This window comes from Enterobacter sp. Acro-832 (assembly GCF_011752745.1).
Lineage (GTDB): Bacteria > Pseudomonadota > Gammaproteobacteria > Enterobacterales > Enterobacteriaceae > Enterobacter > Enterobacter quasiroggenkampii.
Map to the genome: position 1 here is coordinate 572,779 of NZ_VWWX01000001.1, position 25,967 is coordinate 598,745.

Below are 25,967 nucleotides of genomic sequence, written 5' to 3' on the forward strand. Positions count from 1 at the left end.
GGCTATTCGGCTCGCTGTGCCATCAGATACTTACGGATCCGGTCGGCTGTATCAAGCGGGTCAGAACCAGACACCTGGCGGCATACGGAAAGCTGTGAAAGTAGGTGATGTGATTTGTCTGCGAAAGTCGTCCACAGCGCGTAACGAAGGGGTTGGCTGTCCGGAACGGGTGCAATACTGAGTGGTTTACCCTGTTTTTCAAAAAGCAAATATTGCCCCTCTTTCGCCCGCTGAAGCGAAAGATGTCCATACAGTTCCTGAATGTTTTCAAAGACACTCAATTCCTTACTCTCACTATCAAGCGCAAAAAATGGCCCCTGGCTGTCGGCAGCGAGCATTTCTCTAGTTTCAGTCTGAGCCGGTTTGTGGAACTTAATACTGCGGATAATTTCCTGATATTGATTATGATAATAATCGCTAAACTCGCCCGGGCAAGTACCGATATAACACACCATCTTTTGGCCGCCAGGATGGTCACCGAGCAAAATAACGGTCTGCCTCTGGAAAATGATCGCATTATCATTTTTGAATTGATAAAAAAGCTCAACCGCCGGGAGACCATCAACAGAGGTCATCTGCGAGGATTCGAGACGAAAGTCGGGCACCGTAATTTCCAGTTCACGTACCAGCCGTGTTGCCGCATCATGGACTTTATCTTCGTTTTTAGCACTCGCACGAGAAACAACAAAAGTAAACTCGCTGGCTCCGTTATCACTCAGGGTAAATAAATTCATGGTTCTGTCTTTAAATACATCGGGTAAGGCAAGGGATGCTTCCTGAAGAATATATTCAGCCATTCGGGTTACTCTTATTTATTGCCATTAATAACAAAAAAACTATCCACTTCCTGCTGGATTTCACCCTGAAGGGATGCGCCAGGCGGATCGATGACATTTTGTCCATCATCAGGGTTCAAATGTAATTCGCCGGAAAGCGTATTAATTTGCGCGTTCTGTTTCGCAGTAAAGTTAAAATTATTACCAATGATATGGACGCTGCCGTCTTTTGATAGCTCGATGGCGCTTTCACCACATTCCAGTCTCAGCGTATTTCCTGCGGAAAGTATAAAATTATTAACGACTTTATCGTTTCGACTGTTCCCCGTCAGGCATACCACATCGCCTTTAATCCCTGATTTCTGATTTTTCGCTACCCGTAAGGTTTCATCTTCGCCAACGAACTGGGTTCGATTTTTTTCAGTAGAATGTGTTTCGTCGTTTTTGACGTTAATATCCAGATTGCGCTCGGCCTGGATCCATACCTGTTCTGCGCCCGCTTTATCCTCAAACCGCAGGGCATTGGCATTGTCCACGGAACCGTCTTTCGTGCGGCTCATAAAGCCCATCTGCGTCGCCGCAGCCGGCAGCGCCCACGGCGGCATGCTCGCGTCGTTGTACACGCGACCGGTAATGATCGGACGGTCCGGGTCGCCGTTGATAAAGTCCACCACCACCTCATCGCCCACGCGCGGGATTTGCACCCCGCCGTAGCCCTGGCCCGCCCACGCGCTCGACACGCGCACCCAGCAGGAACTGGTGTCATCGCCCTTCGCCAGACGGTCCCAGTGGAACTTCACCTTCACCCGGCCGTATTTGTCCGTCCAGATACTCTCGCCCTTCGGCCCCACCACTTTCGCCGTCTGCGGGCCGTAGGTGCGCGGCCACGCCGTGGTCTGCGCCGGACGGTACACCACCGCCGACGGGATGACCGTGAAATCGGTCCGGTGTATGGTTTCCCCCTCGCCGCTGGCGTAGCGGTTCTCTTCGAAGTGGTAGCCCGCCGCCGTCACCAGATACTCCCCGTTGTCGCTGAAGAACGGCGCGTTGGTTAAGGTGAAGGTGTGCCCGGGCGCAATCCCCGCCGCCGTGGCGGTGGCCTGAATCTGCTGATGCTCCACCTGCCAGCGCTCCTGACGGATACGGGCATAGAACTCCCCGTGCCCCTTGTCCACAAAGCGACCCGGCCAGTCGTACACGTCGATGCTGCCCGGCTTCGGCGACGCCGGGTTCTGCTGGGCCTGAAACAGCCACGCGTTCGGCTTGCGGAAGTCATAGTCGTCGAGGCTGTAAATCCCCGGCGTCACGCTGTCCTCCAGCGCCCACTGGCTGATGCCCTCTTCGTCCGTACTGCCGCCCGACGGCGTCTGGTGGTACGGAATGACCTCATAGCCGCTGAACGGCTGGTACTGCGTGGCGGCGTCGGTGAGCACCAGGGTGTGCTTGTCCGCCTCATGGCGGAAGTGATACGCAATCCCCTCCAGTTCCATCAGGCGGCTGATGAAGTCCAGGCTCGACTCCTGATACTGCACGCAGTAGTCCCACACCCGGTAGCTGCCGGTGAGTTTATCCTCAACGTTGACCTGATGCTCACCGAGCAGGGTTTTCACAATCTGCGGCACCGTCTGCCCCTGGAAGATACGCAGGTTACGGTCGCGCTTCATCGGCCACAGGTCCGGCTCCACCGTCAGCTGGTACACCGCATAACGGGTGCCCGTCAGCTCAACGGCGCTGACCGCCACGCGGGTAATCTTGCCGTTAATATAGCGGGACGTCAGCAGATTCTGCGTCGGGATAGCCACCGTGACCGGCTGGCCCAGCAGCTTACTGCGGTCAATGCGTGCGTCCGTGCCGAGCACGGTCAGCGTCAGCGCGAACGATTCGGACATCGCCTCGCGGCCCGTCAGTTTCCAGAACAGAAGCCCCTCCACCGGGAGCTGAACGGTAATTCGGTTGAGCATAATCTTTATTCCATCTAGCTTATGCGATGCAGAAAAGGGGTTCGCATCTGTGATAAAGCGTCATTCAAGAAAGGGGCTTTTCCCTCTTAATCATCCAAAAAACAAGAGAGTAGATTTTCAGTGACTCTGATGTGACAAATAAACCTACATTCAACCAGATGTTTGAAATATCAAACATACTTACTAAAAGAGGGAACAATGAGACCGAACATCTGAATGAAATCAAGCGAAATAATTCCTGAGCAAGGGCAAATTTAACCGCTCCAATCTTTCGCTTGAAGAATAACCAGGCCGAAGTAAACAAAGAGAGTAATAAAAGTAAGTCAAGCACAAAAAAAAGCATGACCAAAATGCTGAAACCATCACCTGCATAATAATGCAACGAATCACCAAACGCTTTTGCATCAGAAATGAATGGAATTCTGTCGTGGCGAACTGAATTCACGCAATAAAGTAACATTGCGAGAAGATCCATGCTTCCCCAGAAATACCATAGATTGCTATTTAAATGAGCGAGGTTGTTTTGTGTACGCCCGATATTATTATTTATAAAAATGGGGAGGCACATGTTGGCTTCAACTCAACTCTCCAGATTAGGGTTAAATTCAAAACGCATAAACAGGAGAGACAACCTTCTCACATTCCTTTGGATGTGAAGCCTCTGGCTTCGAAGATTGTACACTTCCATAGTATCTCCTGTTTATATTCCTACGGATTCACCAGCCAGGTGCCCGGCTTGGCAATATCCAGCGTCTGGCCACGCGTTCTTCCGTTGCCCTGCAGTTCAATCTTCGCCTCACCGGCCGGCAGCTTGAGCGATGCATAACCGTTGGTTCCCGGGCGCAGCGCTTTTGGCTCGCCGTTTACTTTCAGCGTTTCGCCCTCGAGGATGCGGATATAGACCAACGCAACAGGGCTCGCGGCAGGCGGTGGCGTCTGCTGTGCCGTCGCCGGTTCGCTCACCTTCGCCGTTTCTGGCTTCACGTCTGGGGCGTTCGCGGCGGTTTCAGTCGAACGCGTCTCAGCCGGTGCCTGCGCAGCCTGCTCTGGCGCATCGTTACCGCCGCTGAACAGCATCGCGCCAGCGACAACGCCGACCAGCACGCCTGCGGCAACCATGCCCGGGATCCTGTAGCGACGCCAGTCGAGCAGCGAAGCAGGTTGTTCCTCCTCCACCGGTACCAGCATCGTGCCGGGCTTTTTCGCGGTCAGCACATCGTTGATACCCGCGACCGGCATCTCAATCAGCGCGGCGAACTCGTCGATGGACTGCGGACGATCCTCCATGTGCAGCGCCAGCGCGCGGTCAATGGCCTGGAGTAGCGGGATGGAATAGCCCTGCGGCATGATTTCCACCAGCGGTTTGCAGGTATCCTGAATAGAGCGCACCACGCTGACCGGCGGCGGAGAACCCACAATCAGGGTACGCAGCACGGCGCCGAGGGCGTAAATATCCGTCCACGGGCCCTGCTCGCTTTCGTTGTCGTCGGTGTACTGCTCAATAGGCGCAAAGCCCGGGCGCAGCATGGTTTCCGTTTCGTCGGAGAGGTTACCAATCGTGCGGCGTGCGGAGCCGAAATCGAGCAGCACCGGCAGGCCGTTATCCTGAATCTGGATGTTATCCAGAGAGATGTCGCGGTGCAGGTAGCCTTCGTCGTGGATGGTCTTGATCGCACCGAACAGCATCGGCAGCGTGCGGCGGATCCAGGCTTCGTTGATCAGCTCCGGCTTTTCTTCACGCAGGCGTGACAGCGTGGTGCCGCTGTAAAACAGCGTCCCCATGTAGGCCGTGTCGTTTTGCACCCAGAAGCGCAGGACGTGCAGCAGGTTCGGGTGGTTAAAGCGCGCCAGCAGACGCGCTTCCTGAATGAAGCTGTTCAGGCCCGCGGAGAACGCTTTGCCAAAGCGCTCGCTGCGCAGCACCAGGGTCATGTCGTCGCCGCGAACGGCGAGCGAGGAAGGCATAAATTCTTTGATAGCGATAGTGCGTTCGAGCTGGTGATCCCACGCGCGATAGACAATGCCAAAACCGCCGCCGCCGATCACCTCTTTGATTTCAAACTCGTTGAAGCGGTACCCGACCGGGAGCGCGTTTGGGACAGTCCGATTGTTATCATTATCCGTCATCTTTTACAGTTCTCTTGATGATTATTACGCGGCAAACTGACAGTGAAACTCGCCCTGCTCGCAGGTGACATGCAGACGTCGGTACTGCTCGTCGCTGCGGCTGGCGGTAAGTAAGATCTGGCTCATCTGGGGCAGCAGGGTGTTGGTCAGAATAGCATCCACCATGCGTCCCCCCGACTCCACCTCGGTACAGCGCTGAACAATTTGTTCCACCACGCTGTCGTCAAACTCAGAAATAATGCTGTGATTCTCTTCCAGACGACGCTGAATGCGCCTGAGCTGCAGGCGAACAATCTGCCCCAGCATCTCGTCGCTGAGCGGGTAATACGGCACCACCAGCAGACGGCCCAGCAGCGCGGGCGGGAAGACCTCCAGCAGCGGCTGGCGCAACGCGCCGCTTAAGGCCTCAGGCTCCGGCATGAGGTCCGGATCGGCGCACATGGCGCTAATCAGCTCGGTACCGACGTTGGAGGTCAGAATAATAATGGTGTTGCGAAAATCAATGTGGCGCCCCTCGCCGTCCTCCATCCAGCCTTTATCAAAGACCTGGAAGAAGATCTCGTGGACGTCCGGGTGCGCTTTCTCAATTTCGTCCAGCAGCACGACACTGTATGGACGGCGGCGGACGGCTTCGGTTAATACCCCGCCTTCACCATACCCTACGTACCCTGGAGGCGCACCTTTTAAGGTGGAGACGGTGTGCGCTTCCTGGAACTCGCTCATGTTGATGGTGATGACGTTCTGCTCGCCGCCGTACAGGGATTCGGCGAGCGCCAGCGCGGTTTCGGTTTTACCGACGCCGGACGGGCCGCACAGCATAAAGACGCCTACCGGCTTGTTCGGGTCGTCGAGCTTAGCCCGCGAGGTTTTCACGCGGCGGGCAATCAGATCCAGACCGTGACGCTGGCCGATAACGCGCTGGTTCAGCGTGTCGGCAAGGTTGAGTACCGCGTCGATCTCGTTTTTCACCATCCGGCCCAGCGGGATCCCGGTCCAGTCAGAGACCACCGCGGCAACCACGTTTTCATCCACCGCGGCAAACAGCAGCGGCTCGTCACCCTGTAAGGCGTTCAGCGCCTGCTGCTGTTCCGCCAGCAGGCCGCGCAGCTCAGCGGTATCTTCCTCGCCCGCCGCGAACAGCGCGGCGCGCAGGCGGATAATCTCCTGCACCAGGCTGCGTTCTTCTTCCCAGCGCTCGGCCAGGGCTGCGCGTTTTGTCTCATACGCGTCGCGTTCGGCGCGTAATGCCGTGACGCGATCGGCATCACCGGCCCCCACGCGCGCTTCGCGTTCAGCAATCTCAATTTCCACATCCAGCGCGGCAAGATGGCGCAGGCAGTCTTCCAGCTGCGCCGGCGGCGCGCTCTGGCTGACCGCGACGCGGGCGCAGGCGGTATCGAGCAGCGCAACGGCTTTGTCCGGCAACTGACGCGCCGGAATGTAGCGATGCGACAGCTTCACCGCCGCGCTGACCGCTTCGTCGAGCAGCAACACCTGGTGATGCGTCTCCAGCGGCGACACGGTGCTGCGCAGCATCAGAATGGCTTTCGCTTCGTCCGGCTCGTGTACCTGCACCGTCTGGAAACGACGGGTCAGCGCCGGATCTTTCTCAATGTACTTTTTGTATTCTGCCCAAGTGGTGGCCCCGATGGTGCGCAGCTGGCCGCGCGCCAGAGCTGGCTTCAGCAGGTTCGCCGCATCGCCGGTCCCCTGCTGGCCGCCTGCGCCAATCAGGGTGTGGATCTCATCGATAAACAGAATGATCGGCGTGGCGCTGGACTGGACTTCATTAATGAGCGCCTGCAGACGGGCTTCAAACTCGCCTTTCATGCCTGCACCGGCCTGCAGCATGCCGATATCCAGCAGCCACAGCTGAATGTTCTGCAGCGGCTCCGGCACGTCGCCGTCGGCGATACGCAGCGCCAGACCTTCCACCACCGCCGTTTTGCCGACCCCGGCTTCCCCGGTCAGCAGCGGGTTGTTCTGGCGACGACGCATCAGGATATCGACCATCTGGCGGATCTCCTCGTCGCGCCCGACGACCGGATCAATCTTCCCTTCCCGGGCGCGGGCGGTCAGATCCTGGCCGTACTGGGCCAGCGTCCCCTGCGCAGCCGGTACCGTACCCGCCGGTGCATCGACGGCAGCAGCGGCCTGCTGCGTCTCTTTGCTGTTGGCGCAGATGATATCGAATTGCTCAATCAATACCTCCACGTTAAGGCGGGTAAACTGCGCCGAAACGCTTTTCAGCACGTTGGCCAGGTTCCAGGTTTTCAGCATGCCGATCAGCAAATGGCCGCCGCGAATGCGGCTGACGCCAAACTTCAGCGAGCCGAAGACCCAGGCGCGCTCCACGGCGCTGTCGATATGCTCCGAGAGATCGGAAACGGAACTCGCCCCGCGCGGGAGCACATCCAGCGCGGCAACGATATCGCGCGTCAGCTGCTGTTCATCAAGGGCAAAGTGGCGGATGACCTGCTGCAGATCGCCATCCTGCTGCTGCATCAGCTGATGCAGCCAGTGCACCAGCTCAACATAGGGGTTGCCGCGCAGCTTGCAGAACGCAGTGGCGCTTTCCAGAGAGGTAAATAACAGCGTATCCAGTTTGCCGAAAAGCACGGCACGGCTAATTTCTGACATGTTAGTTTCCATTAACAATGATTCGGTATACGGAAGGATTACCGCTCTGCGCGATACACCAGATCGCCGCGCGGGACAGGCTGCGGCTGAAGGCCCAGCCAGGTGTTATAGCCTAATCGCGCATGACTGCCGAGCGTGGCGCCCTGCACCGCGTCTGCGCGCAGGATCACCCGCGTTTCCCATTCAAACTCCACTCCGGCGTACTGACGCACCCAGTCGCGCAGCTCGGTGACCCACGCTTCACCCGGCAGAAAGCGGTTGTACTCCTCCGCGCTCAGCGGGCCAATCTCGATGCGAAACTTATGCTGCACGTCGCGGACGGCGACGCCGAGAAAGGCGGATTCACCCATGCGCGGCATGCGGCGTCCTGCTCCCAGCTGCGCCTGCTCGCGCGTGGAGAGTGGCATCCACTGCGGCACGTTGCTGACCAGTTTGACCGGCGCCTTAAAATAGCTGCGCAGGATCTTCTCCAGCCCCTCAGGATCCCGCCCGTGACGGGTCAGGTGCCCGGCGTGGGTAAAGCGCGCGTGTGAGCTCAGGCTGCCGTTGTCCATCTGACCCGGCTGGCCCATACCAATCAGCGACGCCAGATAGCCCTCAAAGCGCTTGTTATCGGCGCGGTCCAGCGAGACGGTTGGCTGCGCATCCGCCCAGGCGCGGTAAAACAGCAGCGCCAGACGATGGTGGAACAGATCGGCAAACGCGCTCAGGCTGGTGTCCTGATGATGATAAATACGCTCGCGGGCGTACTCGGTCATGTGGACAGGCAGCGGGCCGTTCGGGCCAAACAGGCCGAAGCTGAGGATAGACACCTCATGCAGCCCGCTCTCTTCCCGCTGACGCACCCTGGCCAGCGTCGACGGGGCAAAACTCATCGACGGCTGCTGGCCGATGCGCAGCGGTTCAAATTTTGGCAGCGGCGCGCGGCCCAGCGGGTAGCGCTCGCCGCCCTGGGCATCAATGCGCCTTAACAGCTGAAACAGATCGTAGCGCCAGGGCGTCTCACGGACGCCGTGCCAGAACGCATCCGGCAGCTTCGTCAGGCGATGCACGCGCAGCGGTGCAGTGGCAGCGTCACTCATATCAGCGCCCTTTTACCCATGCGCGGCGCCCAGTAGCCAATCTCGCCGCGCTGCTGACTTTTCAGGGTGAACTCGGTGAAGCTGTTGATAGAGACCAGACGGGCAAAGAGGCGCTCCATCACGCTGCCGAAGAGCCACGGACTGGCCCCCGAAAAGGCTCGCTCATCCACCGTCAGGGTAATGCCGATCCCGCGGGCGAACACCACCGGGCCGGGTTCAGGCACGCGGCGGTGAACCGGCTCCAGCACGCAGTGACGAACGCCTTCCACCTGGCGCGCAACGGGCGTTTCGGCCAGGTTGGCGTACAGCCCTAGCAGCTGGCGCAGCGCGGCAGCCCCCTCCTCATTGTCACTGTCCATCAGGCTGAGGTAGTTCATCTGCAGCTGGCTGATAAGCCGCCAGGTGCTGAACCCTTCCGCCAGCGCCGGACGCGGTGGCGTCGGGCCTTTACGCAGCGTGAGGGATTTCACCGGCATGGAGTCCGCCATAATGAACTGCCCGAGCTCCTGCTGCAGCATCAGCGGCAGGTCGCGGCTGGTGCAGAGCACCTCGGCAGAGATATAGCGCAGGTTTTCCTGCCAGGGTGCGTGCTGTTCATCCACCAGCGAGACAAAGACCTCCGAGCCGATATAGCCGGTACGGGTGCCGTAGCGCAGGGCATGCTCGGACAGCACGCGCTGTTCACGGCGCAGGGAAAAATAGGCTCCGTAGTTGCCCGCATCACCGCTCCAGGTACTCCAGAACGGGCGAAACGTCTGGTCATCGCGCTGACCATCCGCGCTGCCATAGATTTTTTTGACCGCGTAAATCTCATAATCCAGCGGACGGATGTTATCGACCACCAGATGGTATTCATGTTGGCCTTCATTCAGCTTCTGACGCGCCGCGACCTTTGGGAACAGGTTGATGACCGGGGTGCAGTGCAGCGCCAGGTGGCTGGCATCGACCACGCGCTCCAGTTGTTCATCCGACTTATCCAGCAGGATGAAGATGTCGAAGGCTTTTTCGCCTTCACAGCGCTGGATCAGCGTGCTCAAGCCGCTGAGGCTAATGAAGCGGAATCGGGCCGGAATGGCGAAATACTCCTGCAGCAGACGATAGCCGTCAAAGTTGCGCAGATCGTCCGGAAGCAGCGCCTGGTCAGGCTCAAAGCCCTCCTGACGCAGCGCGTCCGACGCCAGCAGCTGTCGCTGCGGCTGCGGGCTGACCGTCTGACAGACAATCCCGGCGTGGTGCTCCATCACCAGCTCCAGCAGCTTCAGCGCCTCGATATCCGGACCGGCGAGGAAAAATTCCAGTCGGTCGAAATCCAGGTGCCCGAGATTTTGCGGGCCGTCGCAGGCGATGCGGATCCGCAGGGCGCTGCCGATCCCCCGCTGACTCAGACCCAGCTGTGCGAGCGGCAAATCGGCGGGGACACCGCCCAGCTCGACCTTGTCGATTTTCAGCGGCAGCAGGTTGACCTCGTGCGCCGTGGTATAGCTGCAGGTCACGCCGGTTTTTTTCAGCGCCAGGCTGTCCATCATGGTGCCGCGCGGCACGATGAAGCCCTTGCTCAGGTCGCCCCGGCTGCTGTCGGGCTGAATCTCCGCAATCGCCATCGACGGCGTGGGCGCAAGATAGTTCGGCGCAATCATCTCCAGCAGACGCTGGGAGAAGCGCGGAAACTCCGCGTCCATTTTCATCTGCACGCGGGAGGTCAGGAAGGCGAACCCTTCCATCAGGCGTTCGGTATACGGGTCCGCCACGTCGATGCCGCGCATGCCCAGCCGTCCGGCGACTTTAGGGTAGCGTTCGGCAAACTCGGCCCCCATTTCGCGCAGGTAGGCCAGCTCACGGTTGTAGTATTCGAGCAGTTTACTTTCCATGATTACCCCGCATCTTTCAGTTCAAAATGGCCGTTTTCCAGATCGACATCGGTACGAAACAGAAACTCCAGCGGGTACGGCACGCACCATAAACGCCCTTTTATCTCGATGGAGAGCACGTTGTGCAGATCCAGCGAGGAGGTATCCGACACGCAGCGGACCTGCAGCCCCTGCGGCAAAATGCGTGGTTCAAAATTGATGATGGCCTCGGTGAGCTTGCGCTGAATGTCGTGCCATTCGATGTCCGACATTCTTTTCCCGGCCAGCGGCGCGACGCCGAAGTTAACCACCGAGCGGCTCACGTGCGGTAACGCGCTCAAATCACCGGAGGCATCGTGGTTGATGGTATTAAACAGCCACTGCAGATCCCGCAGCACATTGCGACGCAGGGCGGCGTGGGTGATCAGATTGCTGTTGGCCGACTCGCGTTTTTTTTCCGGATCGTTATCGGTGAGGCGATCGAGCAGCGAGGGCTGCATTTTGTCGCGCGCCCCCACCTTCTCCTGCTTGCTGCGGGCTTGCCAGCCGCTGCGCAGCAGATCGCCTTCGCCAGCGGGATTACTCATCGGCTCCATCCGTCGCGAACGTCACGAGGCTCAAGGACAGCAGCGGGCTTTCGCTTTGCTCGCTCAGCCAGGCCTTCTGGCCCTGGCCTTCATACAGCGTGCCGTCAGTATCGAGCGGGTGCCAGTCGGTGGTGCGCCCCAGTTTGACCGCATCGGAAGCATCGGCCGCAAACGGGTAACGCGCCGGGATCTGACACACCTGCTCCGTTCCGTCGGTCAGGCGCACCAGCGCGTGACGCCAGACCAGATCGGTGACGCTGGCAGGCGCCTGGAAACGGATCTCCGCGATGGCGTTAAACGGCAGCCAGAAATAGCGGCCGTTGACGATGGTTTCGCACACCGGGCCGAGACGGGCATCGCCGTCCATCAGCCACTCAAAGGCCAGCGTCTCCTCGTTTTCGAGGGTAATGTGGCCGGGGGTGGCCTGCGCCTGTTCAAGGGCTTCAAGACGCAGCGCCTGCGCGCGCTCGCCCTCCTCGCTCAGCGCCGCGGCAAGGGTGGTCAGCCACGGCCACTGGGTTTCAGGCATCGCCGGACGCGCCTGTCCCGCCATTACCTTCGCGCGCTGCAGCTCGCCCTGAATGGACTGCTCCAGCAGTGTGACGGTGGGCTTCGCCTGCGGCTTCAGCGCCAGCCAGCTTTTTAGCTGGGTCAGGGCACGCGTCCAGTTGCCGCTCAGGGTTAAAAACTGCACGAACGCGGCGCGGAGGTCGGCATCTGCCGGACGGGCTTTGATTGCTGCTTCCAGACGCGCGAGCGCGTCGTTGAGCGACTCACCCGCCAGGTGTTGATAGAGCGTATTCATTGCCATTCCTTAATTTGCCGCGCGCCATGCGCCGACGGCCGGATCGCGCAGCTGAGGACGCAGGGTGTCAATCAGAACGATATTCAGCGGAGTGCCGGGTGCCACCCAGGCGCTCCAGGTTTTTTTCACCGCCGCGATACGCGCCTGCAGTTTTGCATCATCGCTGGCGGTTTCACGGGAAATCTCCACCGCGACCGTGCCGTTGCTCTTCCAGCTGTTCAGGGCGTTGTCGTAAGGCAGGATCATCCAGCTCTGGTCGCTGTTTGGGGTGCTGAATACCATGCGCTCTTTATTGACGGAGGTGATCAGCGCGTTTTCCGGGTCAGCGCTTTGATTCAGCCCGGTGACCGGGAAGCCATGAATGTATGTCACCGCCATCTCTTTCTGCCCGCCGTTGCGGGACTGCGACACAACGGTGTGTCCGCTCAGCCAACTGCCGTTCCCGCAGCGGGTGGTGTCAGAATCCGGAATAAAGAGCGCCGGTGCAGAAGCGCCCCCTTCCCAGAAGGTGCGCAGGTGGCAGCCGTCCTGAAGCGTAAACTCCTGCCACGGCGTACGGTCGGCGGCAACGGTGCGGGAAGCCACGTTCTGATCGGGCGGCAGTAACGCGCCGCTGGCTGGGGTGGCGGTGACGGTCGCGGCAGACGCGGCCTGCTCCTGTTTCACCACCAGCGCCCAGTCCTGCGCTTTGCCAGCCGTGCCCTGCGCCAGCGTGGTACCCGCCGGATCGTTGAGCGTCCAGCTGAGTTTATTCACTTTGCTGCACTGGTGTTCCAGCAGTGAGCCAAGACGCGGCACAAAGTTTTCCAGCACGGAGACGTTTTTCTTGCCGTTCGCCACAATACGCAGCGCCACCTCAGGCTTACACCAGCTCTGCGGCGTGTTGTCTTTGATGTTGTCGATCCAGATATCCAGCTTCTGCGCAGGAGACTGCACGATGCGGAAATTTTCAGCCTGCGCGGTGGAGGTCGCCGCCAGAAGTGCCAAACCCGATAGCCAAAGTTTCATATCGTTCCTTGTGTGTCTAATCAGTTCCGCAGGGAAGAAATTGTGCTGCGTCAGAGAGGGTGTGCAGCAAAGTGGTGTCCTGAGGGTTGCCCATCCATACCGCCAGGGCAGTATAGTTATCCTGAGCATTCCCCTCCTGCTCGCCATTCTTTTGAATGATTTGGTTCATTAAGGTCAGCCACTCCTGCGGCGTATTCACCATGTGCAGCGACTGCTTCATTTGCTCTTCGCTGACGCCGTGCCAGAATCCGTCGGTGCAGAGTAAGAATGCATCGCCGTCTTCAACCTGTACCACGTCGCTGTAGCTCGCTTCCGGCCCGCCGTTTTCAATCCCGAGCGCCAGATAGAGCAGATTGCTGTTCAGGTTGTCGGTCTGGTGCCCGGCATCTTTCATCTGCTGCACCAGGCTGTGGTCAGTGGTCACATGCCACAGCCATCCGCGGCGGAACAGGTACAGGCGGCTGTCTCCGGCATGCGCCCAGTAGGCTAGCCCGTAATCACGGTCAATGAACAGGCTGACCAGCGTCGTGCCCATCCGGCGATAGTCCTGAACGGCCTGCTGTTCGCTGAGAATGGTGCGATTCGCCGTCTGCACGTAGTCGCGGATGTGCTGCGCATTAAGATGTTTGTCGCCATCGAAGCGGGAGATAATGCTGTTGCGGGCCAGCGCTGCGGCCACCTCGCCGCCCGGCAGCCCCGCGATGCCGTCGCAGACGACAAAGCAGGCTGAACGTTCCCCTATGGTTTCTCCCGTCTGATCCTGGTTGCTGGCGCGCGTCCCCTGGCGGGAGAGAGAAGCCGTTGCGATATTCATTTGTCTTCCGATCCGCTCTGTGAGTCTTTGTACTGATTGACCTCCATGTCATAGGCATGAAGGAAGGCCTCGCCGAACAGGGTGTGGAAGTCGTCCTCAATCTCGCCCGCCGTCTCGCCATAGCTGCGAACAAAGTAGTCCCACAGGGCGGCTTTGCGGCTGCCCGGCAGCGCCAGACGCGAGGTCATGCCGTTCTGCTTCGCCTGCTCTTCCAGCTGCTCCGGGTTAAAGGACTGCAGCATCGCGGCAATGATGGCGCGGATGCCAGAGATCATACCCAGTTGGTGCGCCTGCAGATCGATCAGCGCGTCGCGCACGGATTTGGTCGGCGGCATAAAGCCCGGCATCGGGGTGCCGAACATTTGGATTAACACGGTTTTGCCGGTCGGCAACAGCTTGAACGGGTTGTTGGCATCGTCGAGCACCATGGTCATGTCGGCTTTTACGCCGCGCTTGAGGATAGAGCGCGAGGAGAGCAGCGCCACTGTCCCCTGAGAGAACATACCGAGGATCTGTCCCAGCTGACGCATATTTTCACGGTCAAACTGCGGAACGGGCTGCATTTCACTGAGCCCCATCCCCTCCAGCAGCGCTTCCAGCAGCTCGCCCTGCAGCACTTCGCCCTTCTCACCGCTGTTTGCCGTGGCGGCTGGCGAGGCGGCGTTATTGACCGGGTCGATGCGCAGGCGGCCCTTCGGGGCCTGCGCGCTGCTGCGCGCAACGGCCTGTGGCGTCGGCATGGTGAAGCCAGCGTAATCCGGTCGCGCGGGTTCCTCTTCAGCACGCGGTTCTTCCTGCGGCTCAGGGGCGAACAGCGGGGAATCGGCCAGGACGTCCTCTTCCTGCTCAGGTTCCGGCACGGGGGCAGGCTTCTCGTTGATAATGTCATCCGGATGGGTTAACGGCGCGCCGCCCATCAGCCCGAGCGGGTCGTCATTGCGCGCGGCTGGCGCGCTGGCTTTACCGCCAAACAGGGCCAGCGGATCGAGCTCGTCCGTCGCCTCTTCTTCTGGCTTAACGGGGCTCGTCTCGCCCGGCGGCACCAGGGTTGACGGGGTGACGTCGTCAAAAATACTCTCTTTTTTGAACAACGCTTCATCGCTGAACAGCGTATCCGGATCGACATGCTTACGCTCGAGCGTCGGATCGCTGTCGTTGAACATCGCCAGCGGATCTTCGGCGTTACGCTCCGGAGCCGCAGGCTGGGAGAACGGATCGTGCGATGCAGCAGGCTGCGGCTTTGTGCGGTTACTGGAGATGCTGTCGGAGATGGAGAACTCCTGCATCAGGCTATCCCAGATCTCCGTTGGCACGGCGGTCGGCTCGGTTTTCCCGCGCGGTGCGGCATTCGCCGGTTTCGGCTGCTGCGCTGGCGCAGGGGCGACCGTCGGACGCGCCTGCTGGTGCAGGCTGGCCGCCATGCGGCTTACGGGCTGCGTATCGTGGATCAGTTCGGTCACTTCAATACGGTAGTCATCAATACCGAGAATATCGCCATCCTGCAGCTCAACCTGACGTCCCCGCTCCAGCGGAATGTCATTTAATACCACGCGGGTGACGCTGCCACGGTTGGTCACGCGGCATTCGCCCTGGGCGTCAACGTGAACAATGGCCTGCAGACGAGAGATGGTGCGGTCATTGTCCGGCAACACCAGATTGTTATCCGTACCGCGCCCAATGGTGCCGCCCGGGGCGTAAAAATCACAGCTGCTTTGCGGCGGCTGATGACCGGGTTTCGTAGAAATAATCGTGAATCGCATGGCGTATTCCTGCTGGTATGATTAGCGCTCAAACGCTGCCGCTCTCGGAGCGAGAACGGCGGCGTTTGGGGGCGATTCCATTGGTTCTATTTTGCGGTTTTGAGCGGACGAATCGCGTCGCTGTTGGCGATTAAGCTGCACTTTAAAACCTGATATTGACCCGGTTCGGTACCACCTACTTTCTCTTTCAGTAAAGAAACAATCACCTTGTCAGCTTTTTCAAAATTCTCAGCAGGGAGATTGCTTGCTTCCAGCCATGCAGCCGCACTGGCCTCTGCATCATCTTTGAGACTTTTACTGTCCGCAATCTTACTGATGCATCGATTTTGCACCCAGTTTTCAAAGATTTGTTGCTGAGAAAAAGCGCTGACATCAGGCAGGGTTTGGGCATAAACAGCAGGGGCATTTATAGCCAGGATCAGCAGTAATAAACGTTTCATTTCAGGCTCCAGAATGTTGCGTTGGTCGGAATAAATGAACCATTACCCGGTGAGCCCAGAAAATGGCAATCATCAGAGCAAATATTTCCATTCCAGAGTGTGACATGCCCGGTAGCGTCGCTCCAGCCGTGCCCGGTGAAGATGATAATGCCTTGTTTGCCTGCAAATTGCGCAGGAGTGGGAGAAGAGACAGACATATCGGCATTGCCCAGTACCGTGGGTAGAAATGCAATCATATCTTTAACGCGGAACATGTAGCGCTTTTTGTCGTTTCCGGTCACTGTCGCATATTTACTGTTAGAAGGAATCGGAATGCCACAGTAATTTAAAACGTAGCTCATACGAATTGGGCAGGCATTTTTAAAAATACCGGCGTCAATATTATGCTGAACTTTTCCACCCAACAATTTGCCAACCTGTTCTACGCTTACGTTTACTTCTCTGAATCTGTTCCAGGCGGCACCAAAAGCAGGACGCATTTGAGACATCTTGTTTCTCCTTGATAAGAAGCTCCGGATAAAGTGAGCCCTTTCGGGCCCACTATTATTACGCTTCTTTGTTCTCTTTGATGTTCCAGCCAGCGCTGCTTTCAGCACCTTTACCACCCGACGTGGTCTGCTCCCAGTACTGCTGTTTCACTTTCGCAGCCTGGAATGCATAGGTCACACCAACGGTATCGCCGTTGTCTGCACCGGTGTACTGAACAGAAGTTACCAGCACATCTTCCAGCGTGATGCGGGAGTATTCCACCTGCTGGCCACCGGCTTTACAGACGGACAGCTCAACTTTGGTCAGGTGTTTACCGCTGGCGCAGTGTTTCAGGATAGCGGTGGTGGATTTGTCGATCAGCGCGTTAACGTGCAGGTCGTTAAAGTTAACTTTACCTGCACCGCCGCCACCGCCAACGCTCATATTACCTGGCTGGGAAGCGCCCCAGGAGAAGGAGGTAATATCAGTCCAGCCGGTGTGGTTAGAATCTTTAGATTCGCCCGTAACACCCTCGACCTTCAGAAACATATCAATAGCCATAATATCTACTCTTCGTGGATGAACAATATTGCTTTCGAAAAAGCACTTATATGGCAAACAGGAAAGCATGGGGCTGAATAAAACCGTCCATATTTTACCTCTGCCTCACATCAAATGACCCGTGTCATTTGACAGTCTTACATTCCCCCGCAATAACGGAATGAATGTGAAGTCATTATTACCGTGCGTTATTCTGGAACTTGTTAAGGACGGCATTAACAACTTAGCCGTCTTTCTTGCCGGGTGACGCTGTGCTTACCCAGCCTACATTGAGCAACAATATCAATAAGTTGCACATTTCATTGTAGGCCCGTGCAAGCGTAGCGCCGCCGGGCGAAACTCACAAAACGCACGTTGCTCTTACGCGTCTTTCGTCTTCAGCGACGGCAGTTTAGATACCAGACGCAGGGAAACGGTCAGACCTTCCAGCTGGTAGTGAGGACGCAGGAAGAACTTCGCGGCGTAGTAGCCCGGGTTGTCCTCAATCTCCTGCACCTGCACTTCCGCAGCGGCCAGCGGTTTACGGGACTTGGTTTCCTGGGAGGAGTTCGCCGGGTCACCGTCGACGTAGTTCATGACCCAGTCGTTCAGCCAGCGTTCCATCTCTTCGCGCTCGCGGAAGGAGCCGATTTTGTCGCGCACAATGCACTTCAGGTAGTGAGCAAAACGGCAGCAGGCGAACAGGTACGGCAGGCGTGATGCCAGGCGCGCGTTAGCGGTCGCATCCGGATCGTGGTACTCCGCCGGTTTCTGCAGGGACTGCGCGCCGATGAAGGCGGCAAAGTCGGAGTTTTTACGGTGAACCAGCGGCATAAAGCCGTTTTTCGCCAGCTCGGCTTCACGACGATCGCTGATGGCAATCTCGGTTGGGCACTTCATGTCCACGCCGCCGTCATCGCTCGGGAAGGTGTGGCACGGCAGGTTTTCCACCGCCCCGCCGGACTCCACGCCGCGAATCGAGGTGCACCAGCCGTACTCTTTGAAGGAGCGGTTGATGTTGGCGGCCATCGCGTACGCGGCGTTCGCCCAGGAGTAGCTGTTGTGGTTCGCGCCGTCGGTCTGTTCTTCAAAGTCAAAGCTGTCGACCGGGTTGGTGCGAATACCGTACGGCAGGCGCGACAGGAAGCGCGGCATCACCAGGCCCAGATAGCGGGCATCTTCCGATTCACGCAGTGAACGCCAGGCCGCGTACTCGGTGTTCTGGAAGATCTTGGTCAGGTCGCGCGGGTTGGCCAGCTCCTGCCAGGACTCCATCTGCATCACGCCCGGTGCGGTACCGGTAATGAACGGACAGTGCGCCGCAGAACCGATGCGCGCCATTTCCCCCAGCAGTTCAACATCCTGCGGGCTGTGGTCGAAGTAGTAGTCGCCGACGATGCAGCCAAACGGCTCGCCGCCGAACTGACCGTACTCCTGCTCGTAGATCTTCTTGAAGATCGGGCTCTGGTCCCAGCCCACGCCCTTGTAGCGTTTCAGGGTGCGGCCCAGCTCCTGCTTGGAGATGCTCATAAAGCGGATCTTCAGCATCTCGTCCGTTTCAGTGTTGTTCACCAGGTAGCTCAGACCGCGCCAGGCGCTCTCCAGCTTCTGAAACTCTTCGTGGTGAATGATCTGGTTCACCTGCTGCGACAGCTGCTCATCGATACCGGCAATCAGGTTCTGAATAGTGCGGTAGGTATCGTTCGAGAAGGTGACGGTATTTTCCAGCGCCTGCTGCGCCAGGGTTTTAACCGCGCTTTCTACGGCGGAGCGGGCCTGGTCGGTTTTCGGGCGGAACTCTTTGTTCAGCAGCGCACTGAATTCATCCTGGCTGAACGCCTGACCCGCCTGCTGCTCGTGTTGTTGAGTCTGGTTGCTCATCGATTATTCCTCGCTACCTTTCGCACTTTCGTCATTTTTCGGCAACTGGCTCAGGGATTTGAGCAGCGTCGGATCCTGCAGAATTTTTGCGATCAGCTCTTCCGCACCGTTTTTACCGTCCATATAGGTCAGCAGGTTGGAGAGCTGGGTGCGCGCTTCCAGCAGCTTGTTCAGCGGCTCAACCTTGCGGGCCACCGCGTCCGGCAGGAAGTCGTCCATGCTGTCGAAGGTCAGATCCACGTTGAGCTTACCTTCGCCCGTCAGGGTGTTATCCACCTGGAACGCCACACGCGGCTTCAGCGCCTTCATGCGTTCGTCAAAGTTGTCGATGTCAATTTCGAGGAATTTACGCTCGTCGACGGCCGGCAGGTTTTCCACCGGTTTGCCGACCAGATCGGCCATAACGCCCATCACAAACGGCAGCTGAATCTTACGTTCTGCACCGTAGATCTCTACGTCATACTCGATCTGCACGCGGGGGGCACGGTTACGTGCGATGAATTTCTGCCCACTGTTACTCATTGCCATGATGTTCTCCATCAAAGATGCGCGGTGAAGGTGAAACGACAGGCTCCATGCCTGACGTCATAATGCCTGGACGCGCTATTCGCGGCGCCCAAAGATGTTTTCCAGTTGGTTAACGCCGTCTGGCGCCAGGTCGCGAATAATGTCCATAAAGTTAAGTTCTGACAGCCGCTGCACCCGTTCAATCATCAGCGGTGCGGGGTGGCTCGGTTCGTACTGCGCAAAATACTGCTTCGCTTTTTCCAGCATCAGCTGGGCATCGGCGCGGCTGGTGACCTGCACACTGCGCCAGTCGGTCACCGGCGGAACGGGCTGCGTTGCCGCTGATGGCTGCTCCGCCTGTGGGTCCGCCTGCGCCTCACGGTTCGGCAGCAGCTTGCTGATGTCGGTCACCTGACAGGCGCTGGCCACCAGCCCCACGGTTTTCAGCAGCTGCTCCATCTCGGGCACGCCGCTTTCACCGAGATGCCCGGTGAGCAGCTCGCGAATCGCCAGCAGACGTTCGTTGATGACGATAACCGCTGCGGTCCCCGGCTGGTCGCCGCGGGAAAGCTCGTCAATCAGCCGTGGACGGCCGCCGGGATAGTCGGGACATTCCGTCTTACTGCCGTCCATCAGGGCCTGGGCATCCCTGAGCAAAATTTCATCGCCGTTTGAACGCAGCAGCGAGGCGTTGCGTACCGCGACCGTCAGGTCGGATTTATCACTCAGCCCGGCGAGAGCGTTGATGCGGTAGAACGGGTCGGTTTCGCCATACTCTTCCAGCAGCGGATAGAGCGGCTCCCAGTAGCGGGCGATCGCCTCCTGCACCAGCAGTAATCCGTCCGCGTAGCCCGTCAGCCCGCGACGGCGGGTCCAGGCATGGGTTAACGCCAGCAGGACGCGAAGATCTTTGGTGCGGGTCAGCAGGCTGGTGGCGTATTTTTCGACCGTGTTCCAGTCAGCAGGCTCCGCCGGGATAATGGTGTCGCCAAACTGCTGTTCCGCTTTCCCAAGGCTTGCCTGGTTCATCGCCTGGAAGTCAGCGTCGTACTCCAGGTTTTCGCCGCAGGGCTTGTCGGCGCTTATCGGCGCGAGAAATTCTTCGATATTCATGTGATCCCTGCTTATTCAAACATAGGCGGATAGAGACCGTGACGGCCCGGACGGGCCCCCCCTGCCGGATCGAACAGCAGGGTGAAAAGCTGCCCGGTGAAGTTACCGCTGTGAACGTGGGTGTACAGCGGGTAACCGTCGCAGCGGTTGGTCCACCAGTAGCTGGTCTGACGCAGCGGATCAAAACACTCTGCCGCCTGCGGCCAGCCCAGCGTGCTCTGGCCGTCCTCGTCATAGCCAATCACATCCAGGATGTCGGAGCGCTTTTGCGGCTCGACCGGCTGCGGCGCCGGAATGGTCATCAGCATCTCATCCAGCTGCGAGGCGGAAAAACTGTTGCGCACCGCGTGCAGCCCCAGGCGCCCAATCTGCTGATACCAGCTTTCGGCCTGGCTGAGCAGGCTGGTCGACCATTCGGACGGCGCGAAGCTCAGCTGAAGACAAACCGGGTATTGTCGGCCAACGCTGTCGCGGCCGGGCAGCAGACAGCCCATCTGGATCATCTGGCTGCCCAGCATGGGCGGTACCACAAAATTCCAGACTGGCGCTTTCTGAAACGGGCGCTCGCCGCTGCGCTGCTCTTCCTGCTGCCAGGCCAGCAGACCGACCTGGAACCAGTGCGACCACTGGCGCTGTAAGGTGTCAGGAAAGCGACGCTGCAAAAAATCTCCGGCGCTGGGTAACTTGCCATACCAGCTGTAGCGGTTCATTGCAGGGGTATTCGTCATACGGCTGTCCTTGCGGTTATGGGCATGAGAAACGGGGAAGCTGGAACGGGTTACGAATGCTGTTCGGCGCAAACTCCAGCGTGACCTGATGTCCGTCGACGTTGAAGGTGGCCTGGCGGCTCAGGCTACCCGTGCCCGGGCTGGTGCTCGCTTTATCGAAAAAGCGGTTCAGCGCCCAGGCGCCGTTGGTGACCAGCGTCGCCGTACTGCCGTTCGCCAGCCCCAGCTGCATACGGACCTGGTTGGTGCCGCCCGGCCCCGGCCAGTTCATGATCTGCACGGCCTGCGGACCGTGGCTGTAGCGCAGCAGCTGACCGTCAACGTCCAGGGTCAGGTTCAGAATGGTGTTATCCATTCGCACGGTGCGAACCGTCACCTTGAAAGACGGCGTGGTTGCGCCGTTAGCAAAGAAGGCGTCGCGAATCGACTGGGCCTGCTGGAACGGCCTCAGCAGCCCTTCACTTCCCGGCAGCGTTTTCCCGTCAATGCCCGGCATAAAGCGCCAGTTGGCCTGCGTGGTATCCACCTTGTTGGTCAGGTTATCGCGAAAGAAGGTATCCATCAGCCCGGTTCCCGGTGCAAACATGCGCGCGAGATCGTCCGGCGTCACCTCGGTGCTGGCGCTGCGCACCAGCGGGTAGCGACCGGCAATTGCCTGACGGCAGAAACCCCCCACTTCAACGTTAATGCGCTTACGTACGTTTTCCAGGTCACGGCGCTGGGTGTCGCTGCTGGCGCCTACCGCCATGTTGCTGAACATGGTTTGCAGCCCACCTGGCAGACGACCGGCGCTGGCCTGCAGACGGCTGATCGCCTCCCCGCCCGGCGCAGGCATGCCGCTGTTGGCCGCATCCTGAACGGCGGTCAGGTAGCGATAGAGTTCATCCACCTGCTTGAGAAAATCATCAAACACGATGGTCTTCCCGCCCTTCTCCAGCGGCTGCGCCAGCTCAATCATCGGCGCATAGTGGTCGGTCACCAGCTGTTCCGGTGCCTGCGTAACCACCGCGGCCTGCGTCGGTGCAGCGTCGTTGTTGCTGAACAGGGCTTCCAGCGTACGGGTGGCGCGGTTGCTTTGATCCTGCGCTTTATCCGCATCTTCCGGCGCTGGCGCATTGCGTGACAGCGTCAGGACCTGGCTCAGGTTCTGCACCAGACGGCGCAGCGGCGAGTTGGCGCCGGAGAGCAGGCGCGCGGTGTTGATGCGCTGGGAAAGGTCGGCGCTGTTATTGAGCTGGATGTCGGCGAGGAAGCGATCCCAGTTGGCGATAAAGTCGCGCATATAGAGCTGGCGCACGGCGTTATCGATCTGCTGCTTATCTTCCTGCGCCGTGGCGGCCCCCAGCACCCAGGCGTCGTCCTCGTGCAGCGCCGTAGTGACGCTGTCAATCTGGCCGTTAAAGCTTTTCCAGTAGCCGTCCGGCGTATAGAGACCCGGTACGCCCTCGCTCACCGGCTTGCCGCTTTTGCGCGAAAACACCAGCTCGCTCTGCGGTCCGCCGAGGTCGGAAAGGGAGACCGGCTTCAGGTTGTCATCATGTTCCAGCAGGCGCTTGAGGCGGCCATAGACGCGCGTGGAAAGCGGCTGCTGGTTGATCATCGCTCTTTCGCGTGCGACCAGGGATTCGTCCTGCGCGTACGGCGAGGCCTGAATCTTCGGCTCTAGCAGCTGCGTCAGATGCCATTCAAGCTGCTGCAGCTGCGCCTTCGTGACGTTCTGCGGCAGGTTACGCTGCAGGTTGAGCATCACCCATGAATGCAGGAATTTGCCGTCATAGTGTTTCGGCTGATACAGCATCTGATAGGCTTTCAGCGCTTCATAGCTGTATTCCACATCGCTGCCGTTGTCGTTGCGCAGCCAGGTGGTGATGTGCATGGCGACGGCAGGCAGCAGCATCTGATCCAGCGCTTTCTGGTACAGGGACTGGGAGGCGTCGCTGACGTCATCCCCGCGATAAAGCCCCATGCGGCGGGAGATCGGCGGATCGTTCACATCAAAGGCGTCGCTTTTCGGCAGATCCACCAGGCTATTCAGCAGCGGCAGCAGTTCGAACAGATCACGCTGAGTCTGGTTCTGTAGGGCTTTGCTCTGCTGGTCGAGCAGCGGAACCTTCGCATCCACCTCTTCCAGATAGGCCTTGTTTTTGGCATAGCTGGTGAGCCACAGCCCGCCCAGGATCGCGAGCAGAGCCAGCAGCGCCGCATAGCCTGACCAGATCACCGCCCGGTTGCGCAACTCCCACCAGCGGTTTTCCCCGGCGATCCCGGCTTCCTGGAAGATGACGTTTTGCAGCAGGTTCTTGATGAAGAAACTCTGGCCTTTTGCGCCCGGGATTGGCGCTTCTTTGCTGACCGAATCCCAGTTATCGCTCTCTGCCCCTTCCGGCAGCGACAGGGCGCGGTTCAGTTCGCCCATCACGCGGTCGAACGGCATGCCTTCCTGCGTCCCGCTGGCGAAGTAGATCCCGCGCGGGGAGAATTCGGTTTCGAAGTTGGAGCGGGCGAAGACCGTGCTCAGGTAATCCGCCAGCAGCGGACGCAGCGCGGCGAACTCCTGCGGGAAGAGATACGCTTCGGCGCGGGTTTTCGCGTCATGCTCTTTGAGCATGGTTTCCGGCAGCCCGGCGTCGAGGCGCTGCTGCAGCAGAGAAAACTCCTGCTGGAAGTTGCCCATCAGGTCGTAATCGGCGTGTTTGGTTTGTTCCCACGGCAGCGTAAAGCCCCAGATCTGGTCGCGCTGCGCTTTATCGTAGTCGGCAAACCAGGCGCGGAAACCTTTAAGCAGGTCGGCCTTGGTCACCATCACGTAGACCGGGAAGCGGATACCCAGCTGTTCATGCAGCTCGGACAGACGCTGACGCAGGTTTACCGCCTGCTGGCGGGACGCCTCGGCAGACTGGGTAAGCAGGTCAGAAATGCTGATGGTAACGATCACGCCGTTGATCGGCTGGCGGCGGCGATACTTACGCAGTAACCCCATAAACTGCAGCCATTCCCCGGCATCCTGCACCTGCTCGCTCTCCTGGGTGGTATAGCGACCCGCGGTGTCCAGCAGCACGGCCTCGTTGGTGAACCACCAGTCGCAGTTACGCGTGCCGCCAATACCCCGCAGGGCGGTCTTACCGAAACGGTCGGCCAGCGGGAACTGCAGCCCGGAGTTGACCAGCGCCGTGGTTTTACCGGATCCCGGCGCGCCGATAATGACGTACCACGGCAGCTGATAGAGGTACTGCGTGCTGAAGCGCTGCGTCCACTGGGCGCCCTGTCCCGCCTTGCTGAAGTGCGCTTTTTTCAGCATCTGCGCGGCTTCATCAAAACGGCTGGCGAGGATCTGCTCCTCGCTGTTCAGTCGCTTCTGCGGATCCGCCGCTTCCGGGCTGGCGGTATTCTCTTTGAGCTTATCCATCAGCTTGCGGTTCAGCCAGGCGTTGTACAGGCGCGGCAGAATATGGCCCTGCGCCCAGAGCAGGTAGACCACCGCGATGCTGATGATGCGGTTCTGTTCAGATTCAAGCGGTCGGGTGTCCACGATGGACAACAGCGGTCCAATCATCCAGATCACCGCCGCCAGCGCCGTGACGCCGAGGAAGCTCCACAGAATGCGGTTAGTCAGTATGGAAAGAAGAGTCGTCAGCATTCCTTAGTTTCCTTGCGGCAATCCGTTCAGCTCGGCCTGGGTATTTTCAGGCGACACCAGCAGAGTAATTTCCACACGGCGGTTACGGGCGCGGTTTTCAGGCGTCGTGTTCGGCGCCACCGGGTTAATCTCGCCCCGCCCTTCCGCTTTCACGCGGCCAGGCTGAGAGAGGCTTCCCTGCAGCATTTTCTGTACCGAGCGGGCGCGTTCCAGAGAGAGTTCATAGTTAGAGGCAAAGCGCGCGCTGCGGATCGGCACGTTGTCGCTGTAGCCCACCACCAGAATTTTGCCGCTCACGTTATTCATCGCCTGCGCGATGCGGTGGATGACCGGTTCATAGCGGTCACGCACGACGGTCGAGGCAGAGGCAAACAGCCCGTCGCCTTTCAGGATAACCACGCTGCGATCCGCTTCGTCTTTCACCGCAACGAGGCCAGCCTCGATTTCCGGTTTCAGGAAGCCGCGCAGGTTCAGCACCGCCGGAAGCTGACGCGCCGGCTGCTGAATAGTGGTTTCCGGCAGCTGGGACTGGTAAATCTTCGCCAGCACCGGGTTGGTGCTGTCGCCAAGACGCCAGTTAAGCACGATATAAAACAGGCAGGCGATAAACCCGGCCAGCGCCACGCAGGCCCACAGGGGGACCATGGGCCGCCAGAGCTTGCGCAGCACCGGACGATCTTCCGGATGAGGAGAAAGCGGCGGCGGATAGCTGCCGCGCACGCCGCGGATCATCTGCCACAGCCGCTGCTTGATGGTCTCAAGCTGGGTGCGGCCATTGTCCAGCACCCGATAGCGCCCTTCGAAACCGAGCAGCAGACAGTAGTTGATCATCTCCAGCAGCAGAATGTGCTCGCGCGGGTTTTGCGACAGGCGCGCCAGCAGCTGGAAGAACTTCTCGCCGCCCCAGGTTTCGTTATGGAACGTCACCAGCAGGCCATTGCTTGACCAGACCCCGCTGCTGCCCCAGGGGGTGAGCGCGGCAGCCTCATCGAGCGCCGTACACAGGCAGTAGCGTGCCCCGACGATCACTTCGTAGGGCAGCCCCGCCTGCTGGCAACGGACTTCAAAACGGCGAATTTCATCGATCAGGCGCTGGCGTAGCGCCACCTGATCGTCATGCGATACCGAATGACGGATCTGCGGAATCGCATTGAGCAGCGGATTGGCGGCCGCCACCAGCTGATTGTTGCTACTGGCCCCGGTGAACGCGGCATCGCTGCCGGTATCCTGTCGTTCCTGCATATTA

Annotated in this window: 21 protein-coding genes; all 21 read right to left on the reverse strand. The window is 59.1% G+C overall.

Going from position 1 to position 25,967, the window contains the following annotated elements; all coding sequences use genetic code 11:
- Positions 1–2 precede the first annotated feature (2 nt).
- The 21 genes from F3J31_RS02660 to F3J31_RS02760 all read right to left on the reverse strand — a co-directional run bounded on the left by F3J31_RS02660 (position 3) and on the right by F3J31_RS02760 (position 25,963).
- A complete protein-coding gene (locus tag F3J31_RS02660; RefSeq protein WP_167211193.1) occupies positions 3–797 on the reverse strand; it encodes a DcrB-related protein in 795 nt (264 codons plus the stop codon).
- Between the two features lie 11 nt (positions 798–808).
- Positions 809–2,737 (reverse strand): type VI secretion system tip protein TssI/VgrG, encoded by a 1,929-nt coding sequence (gene tssI, locus F3J31_RS02665; protein ID WP_167211196.1) that lies wholly within the window; start codon positions 2,735–2,737, stop codon positions 809–811.
- 64 nt (positions 2,738–2,801) lie between these two features.
- Positions 2,802–3,212, reverse strand: coding sequence for a hypothetical protein (locus F3J31_RS02670; RefSeq protein ID WP_223539133.1), 411 nt, complete (start codon positions 3,210–3,212; stop codon positions 2,802–2,804).
- A 233-nt stretch (positions 3,213–3,445) separates the two neighbouring features.
- Entirely contained in the window at positions 3,446–4,864 is a 1,419-nt protein-coding gene (locus tag F3J31_RS02675; protein ID WP_167211201.1) for a serine/threonine-protein kinase, read from the reverse strand.
- A gap of 24 nt (positions 4,865–4,888) precedes the next feature.
- Complete coding sequence (tssH, locus tag F3J31_RS02680) at positions 4,889–7,504, reverse strand: type VI secretion system ATPase TssH (protein ID WP_167211204.1); 2,616 nt, start codon at positions 7,502–7,504, stop codon at positions 4,889–4,891.
- Between the two features lie 38 nt (positions 7,505–7,542).
- Positions 7,543–8,586 (reverse strand): type VI secretion system baseplate subunit TssG, encoded by a 1,044-nt coding sequence (gene tssG, locus F3J31_RS02685; RefSeq protein WP_069719027.1) that lies wholly within the window; start codon positions 8,584–8,586, stop codon positions 7,543–7,545.
- Complete coding sequence (gene tssF, locus F3J31_RS02690; RefSeq protein WP_167211207.1) at positions 8,583–10,454, reverse strand: type VI secretion system baseplate subunit TssF; 1,872 nt, start codon at positions 10,452–10,454, stop codon at positions 8,583–8,585. Before tssF ends, tssG begins: the two co-directional genes overlap by 4 nt.
- Positions 10,455–10,456: 2 nt before the next feature.
- Positions 10,457–11,020: a type VI secretion system baseplate subunit TssE gene (tssE, locus tag F3J31_RS02695; RefSeq protein ID WP_024909842.1), complete on the reverse strand. Its 564-nt coding sequence runs from the start codon at positions 11,018–11,020 to the stop codon at positions 10,457–10,459.
- Positions 11,013–11,825, reverse strand: coding sequence for a type VI secretion system accessory protein TagJ (locus F3J31_RS02700; protein ID WP_167211210.1), 813 nt, complete (start codon positions 11,823–11,825; stop codon positions 11,013–11,015). The genes tssE and F3J31_RS02700 overlap by 8 nt, the downstream gene beginning before the upstream one ends.
- A 9-nt stretch (positions 11,826–11,834) precedes the next feature.
- On the reverse strand, positions 11,835–12,833 hold the full coding sequence (locus F3J31_RS02705; protein WP_167211213.1) for a hypothetical protein: 999 nt from the start codon (positions 12,831–12,833) through the stop codon (positions 11,835–11,837).
- 16 nt (positions 12,834–12,849) lie between these two features.
- Positions 12,850–13,647 (reverse strand): protein phosphatase 2C domain-containing protein, encoded by a 798-nt coding sequence (locus F3J31_RS02710; RefSeq protein ID WP_008502637.1) that lies wholly within the window; start codon positions 13,645–13,647, stop codon positions 12,850–12,852.
- Positions 13,644–15,407 carry a type VI secretion system-associated FHA domain protein TagH gene (gene tagH, locus F3J31_RS02715; protein ID WP_167211216.1) on the reverse strand — a complete coding sequence of 588 codons (1,764 nt, stop codon included), beginning with the start codon at positions 15,405–15,407 and terminating at the stop codon, positions 13,644–13,646. The genes F3J31_RS02710 and tagH overlap by 4 nt, the downstream gene beginning before the upstream one ends.
- An 86-nt stretch (positions 15,408–15,493) precedes the next feature.
- Entirely contained in the window at positions 15,494–15,847 is a 354-nt protein-coding gene (locus F3J31_RS02720; RefSeq protein WP_045908268.1) for a T6SS amidase immunity protein Tai4 family protein, read from the reverse strand.
- The gene (locus tag F3J31_RS02725) at positions 15,844–16,335 is read right to left on the reverse strand and encodes a type VI secretion system amidase effector protein Tae4 (RefSeq protein WP_032645536.1); all 492 of its coding nucleotides are present in this window, start codon (positions 16,333–16,335) and stop codon (positions 15,844–15,846) included. The genes F3J31_RS02720 and F3J31_RS02725 overlap by 4 nt, the downstream gene beginning before the upstream one ends.
- 58 nt (positions 16,336–16,393) lie before the next feature.
- Positions 16,394–16,876 carry a type VI secretion system tube protein Hcp gene (locus tag F3J31_RS02730; RefSeq protein ID WP_008502640.1) on the reverse strand — a complete coding sequence of 161 codons (483 nt, stop codon included), beginning with the start codon at positions 16,874–16,876 and terminating at the stop codon, positions 16,394–16,396.
- Between the two features lie 360 nt (positions 16,877–17,236).
- Entirely contained in the window at positions 17,237–18,736 is a 1,500-nt protein-coding gene (gene tssC / locus F3J31_RS02735) for a type VI secretion system contractile sheath large subunit (RefSeq protein ID WP_021240385.1), read from the reverse strand.
- A gap of 3 nt (positions 18,737–18,739) precedes the next feature.
- Positions 18,740–19,264: a type VI secretion system contractile sheath small subunit gene (gene tssB, locus F3J31_RS02740; protein WP_008502644.1), complete on the reverse strand. Its 525-nt coding sequence runs from the start codon at positions 19,262–19,264 to the stop codon at positions 18,740–18,742.
- A 75-nt stretch (positions 19,265–19,339) separates the two neighbouring features.
- Complete coding sequence (gene tssA / locus F3J31_RS02745; RefSeq protein ID WP_167211219.1) at positions 19,340–20,356, reverse strand: type VI secretion system protein TssA; 1,017 nt, start codon at positions 20,354–20,356, stop codon at positions 19,340–19,342.
- 11 nt (positions 20,357–20,367) lie between these two features.
- On the reverse strand, positions 20,368–21,084 hold the full coding sequence (gene tagF / locus F3J31_RS02750; RefSeq protein WP_045908265.1) for a type VI secretion system-associated protein TagF: 717 nt from the start codon (positions 21,082–21,084) through the stop codon (positions 20,368–20,370).
- A gap of 16 nt (positions 21,085–21,100) precedes the next feature.
- Positions 21,101–24,721, reverse strand: coding sequence for a type VI secretion system membrane subunit TssM (tssM, locus tag F3J31_RS02755; RefSeq protein ID WP_167211222.1), 3,621 nt, complete (start codon positions 24,719–24,721; stop codon positions 21,101–21,103).
- Between the two features lie 3 nt (positions 24,722–24,724).
- Positions 24,725–25,963 (reverse strand): DotU family type VI secretion system protein, encoded by a 1,239-nt coding sequence (locus F3J31_RS02760; RefSeq protein ID WP_045908263.1) that lies wholly within the window; start codon positions 25,961–25,963, stop codon positions 24,725–24,727.
- Positions 25,964–25,967: the final 4 nt, after the last annotated feature.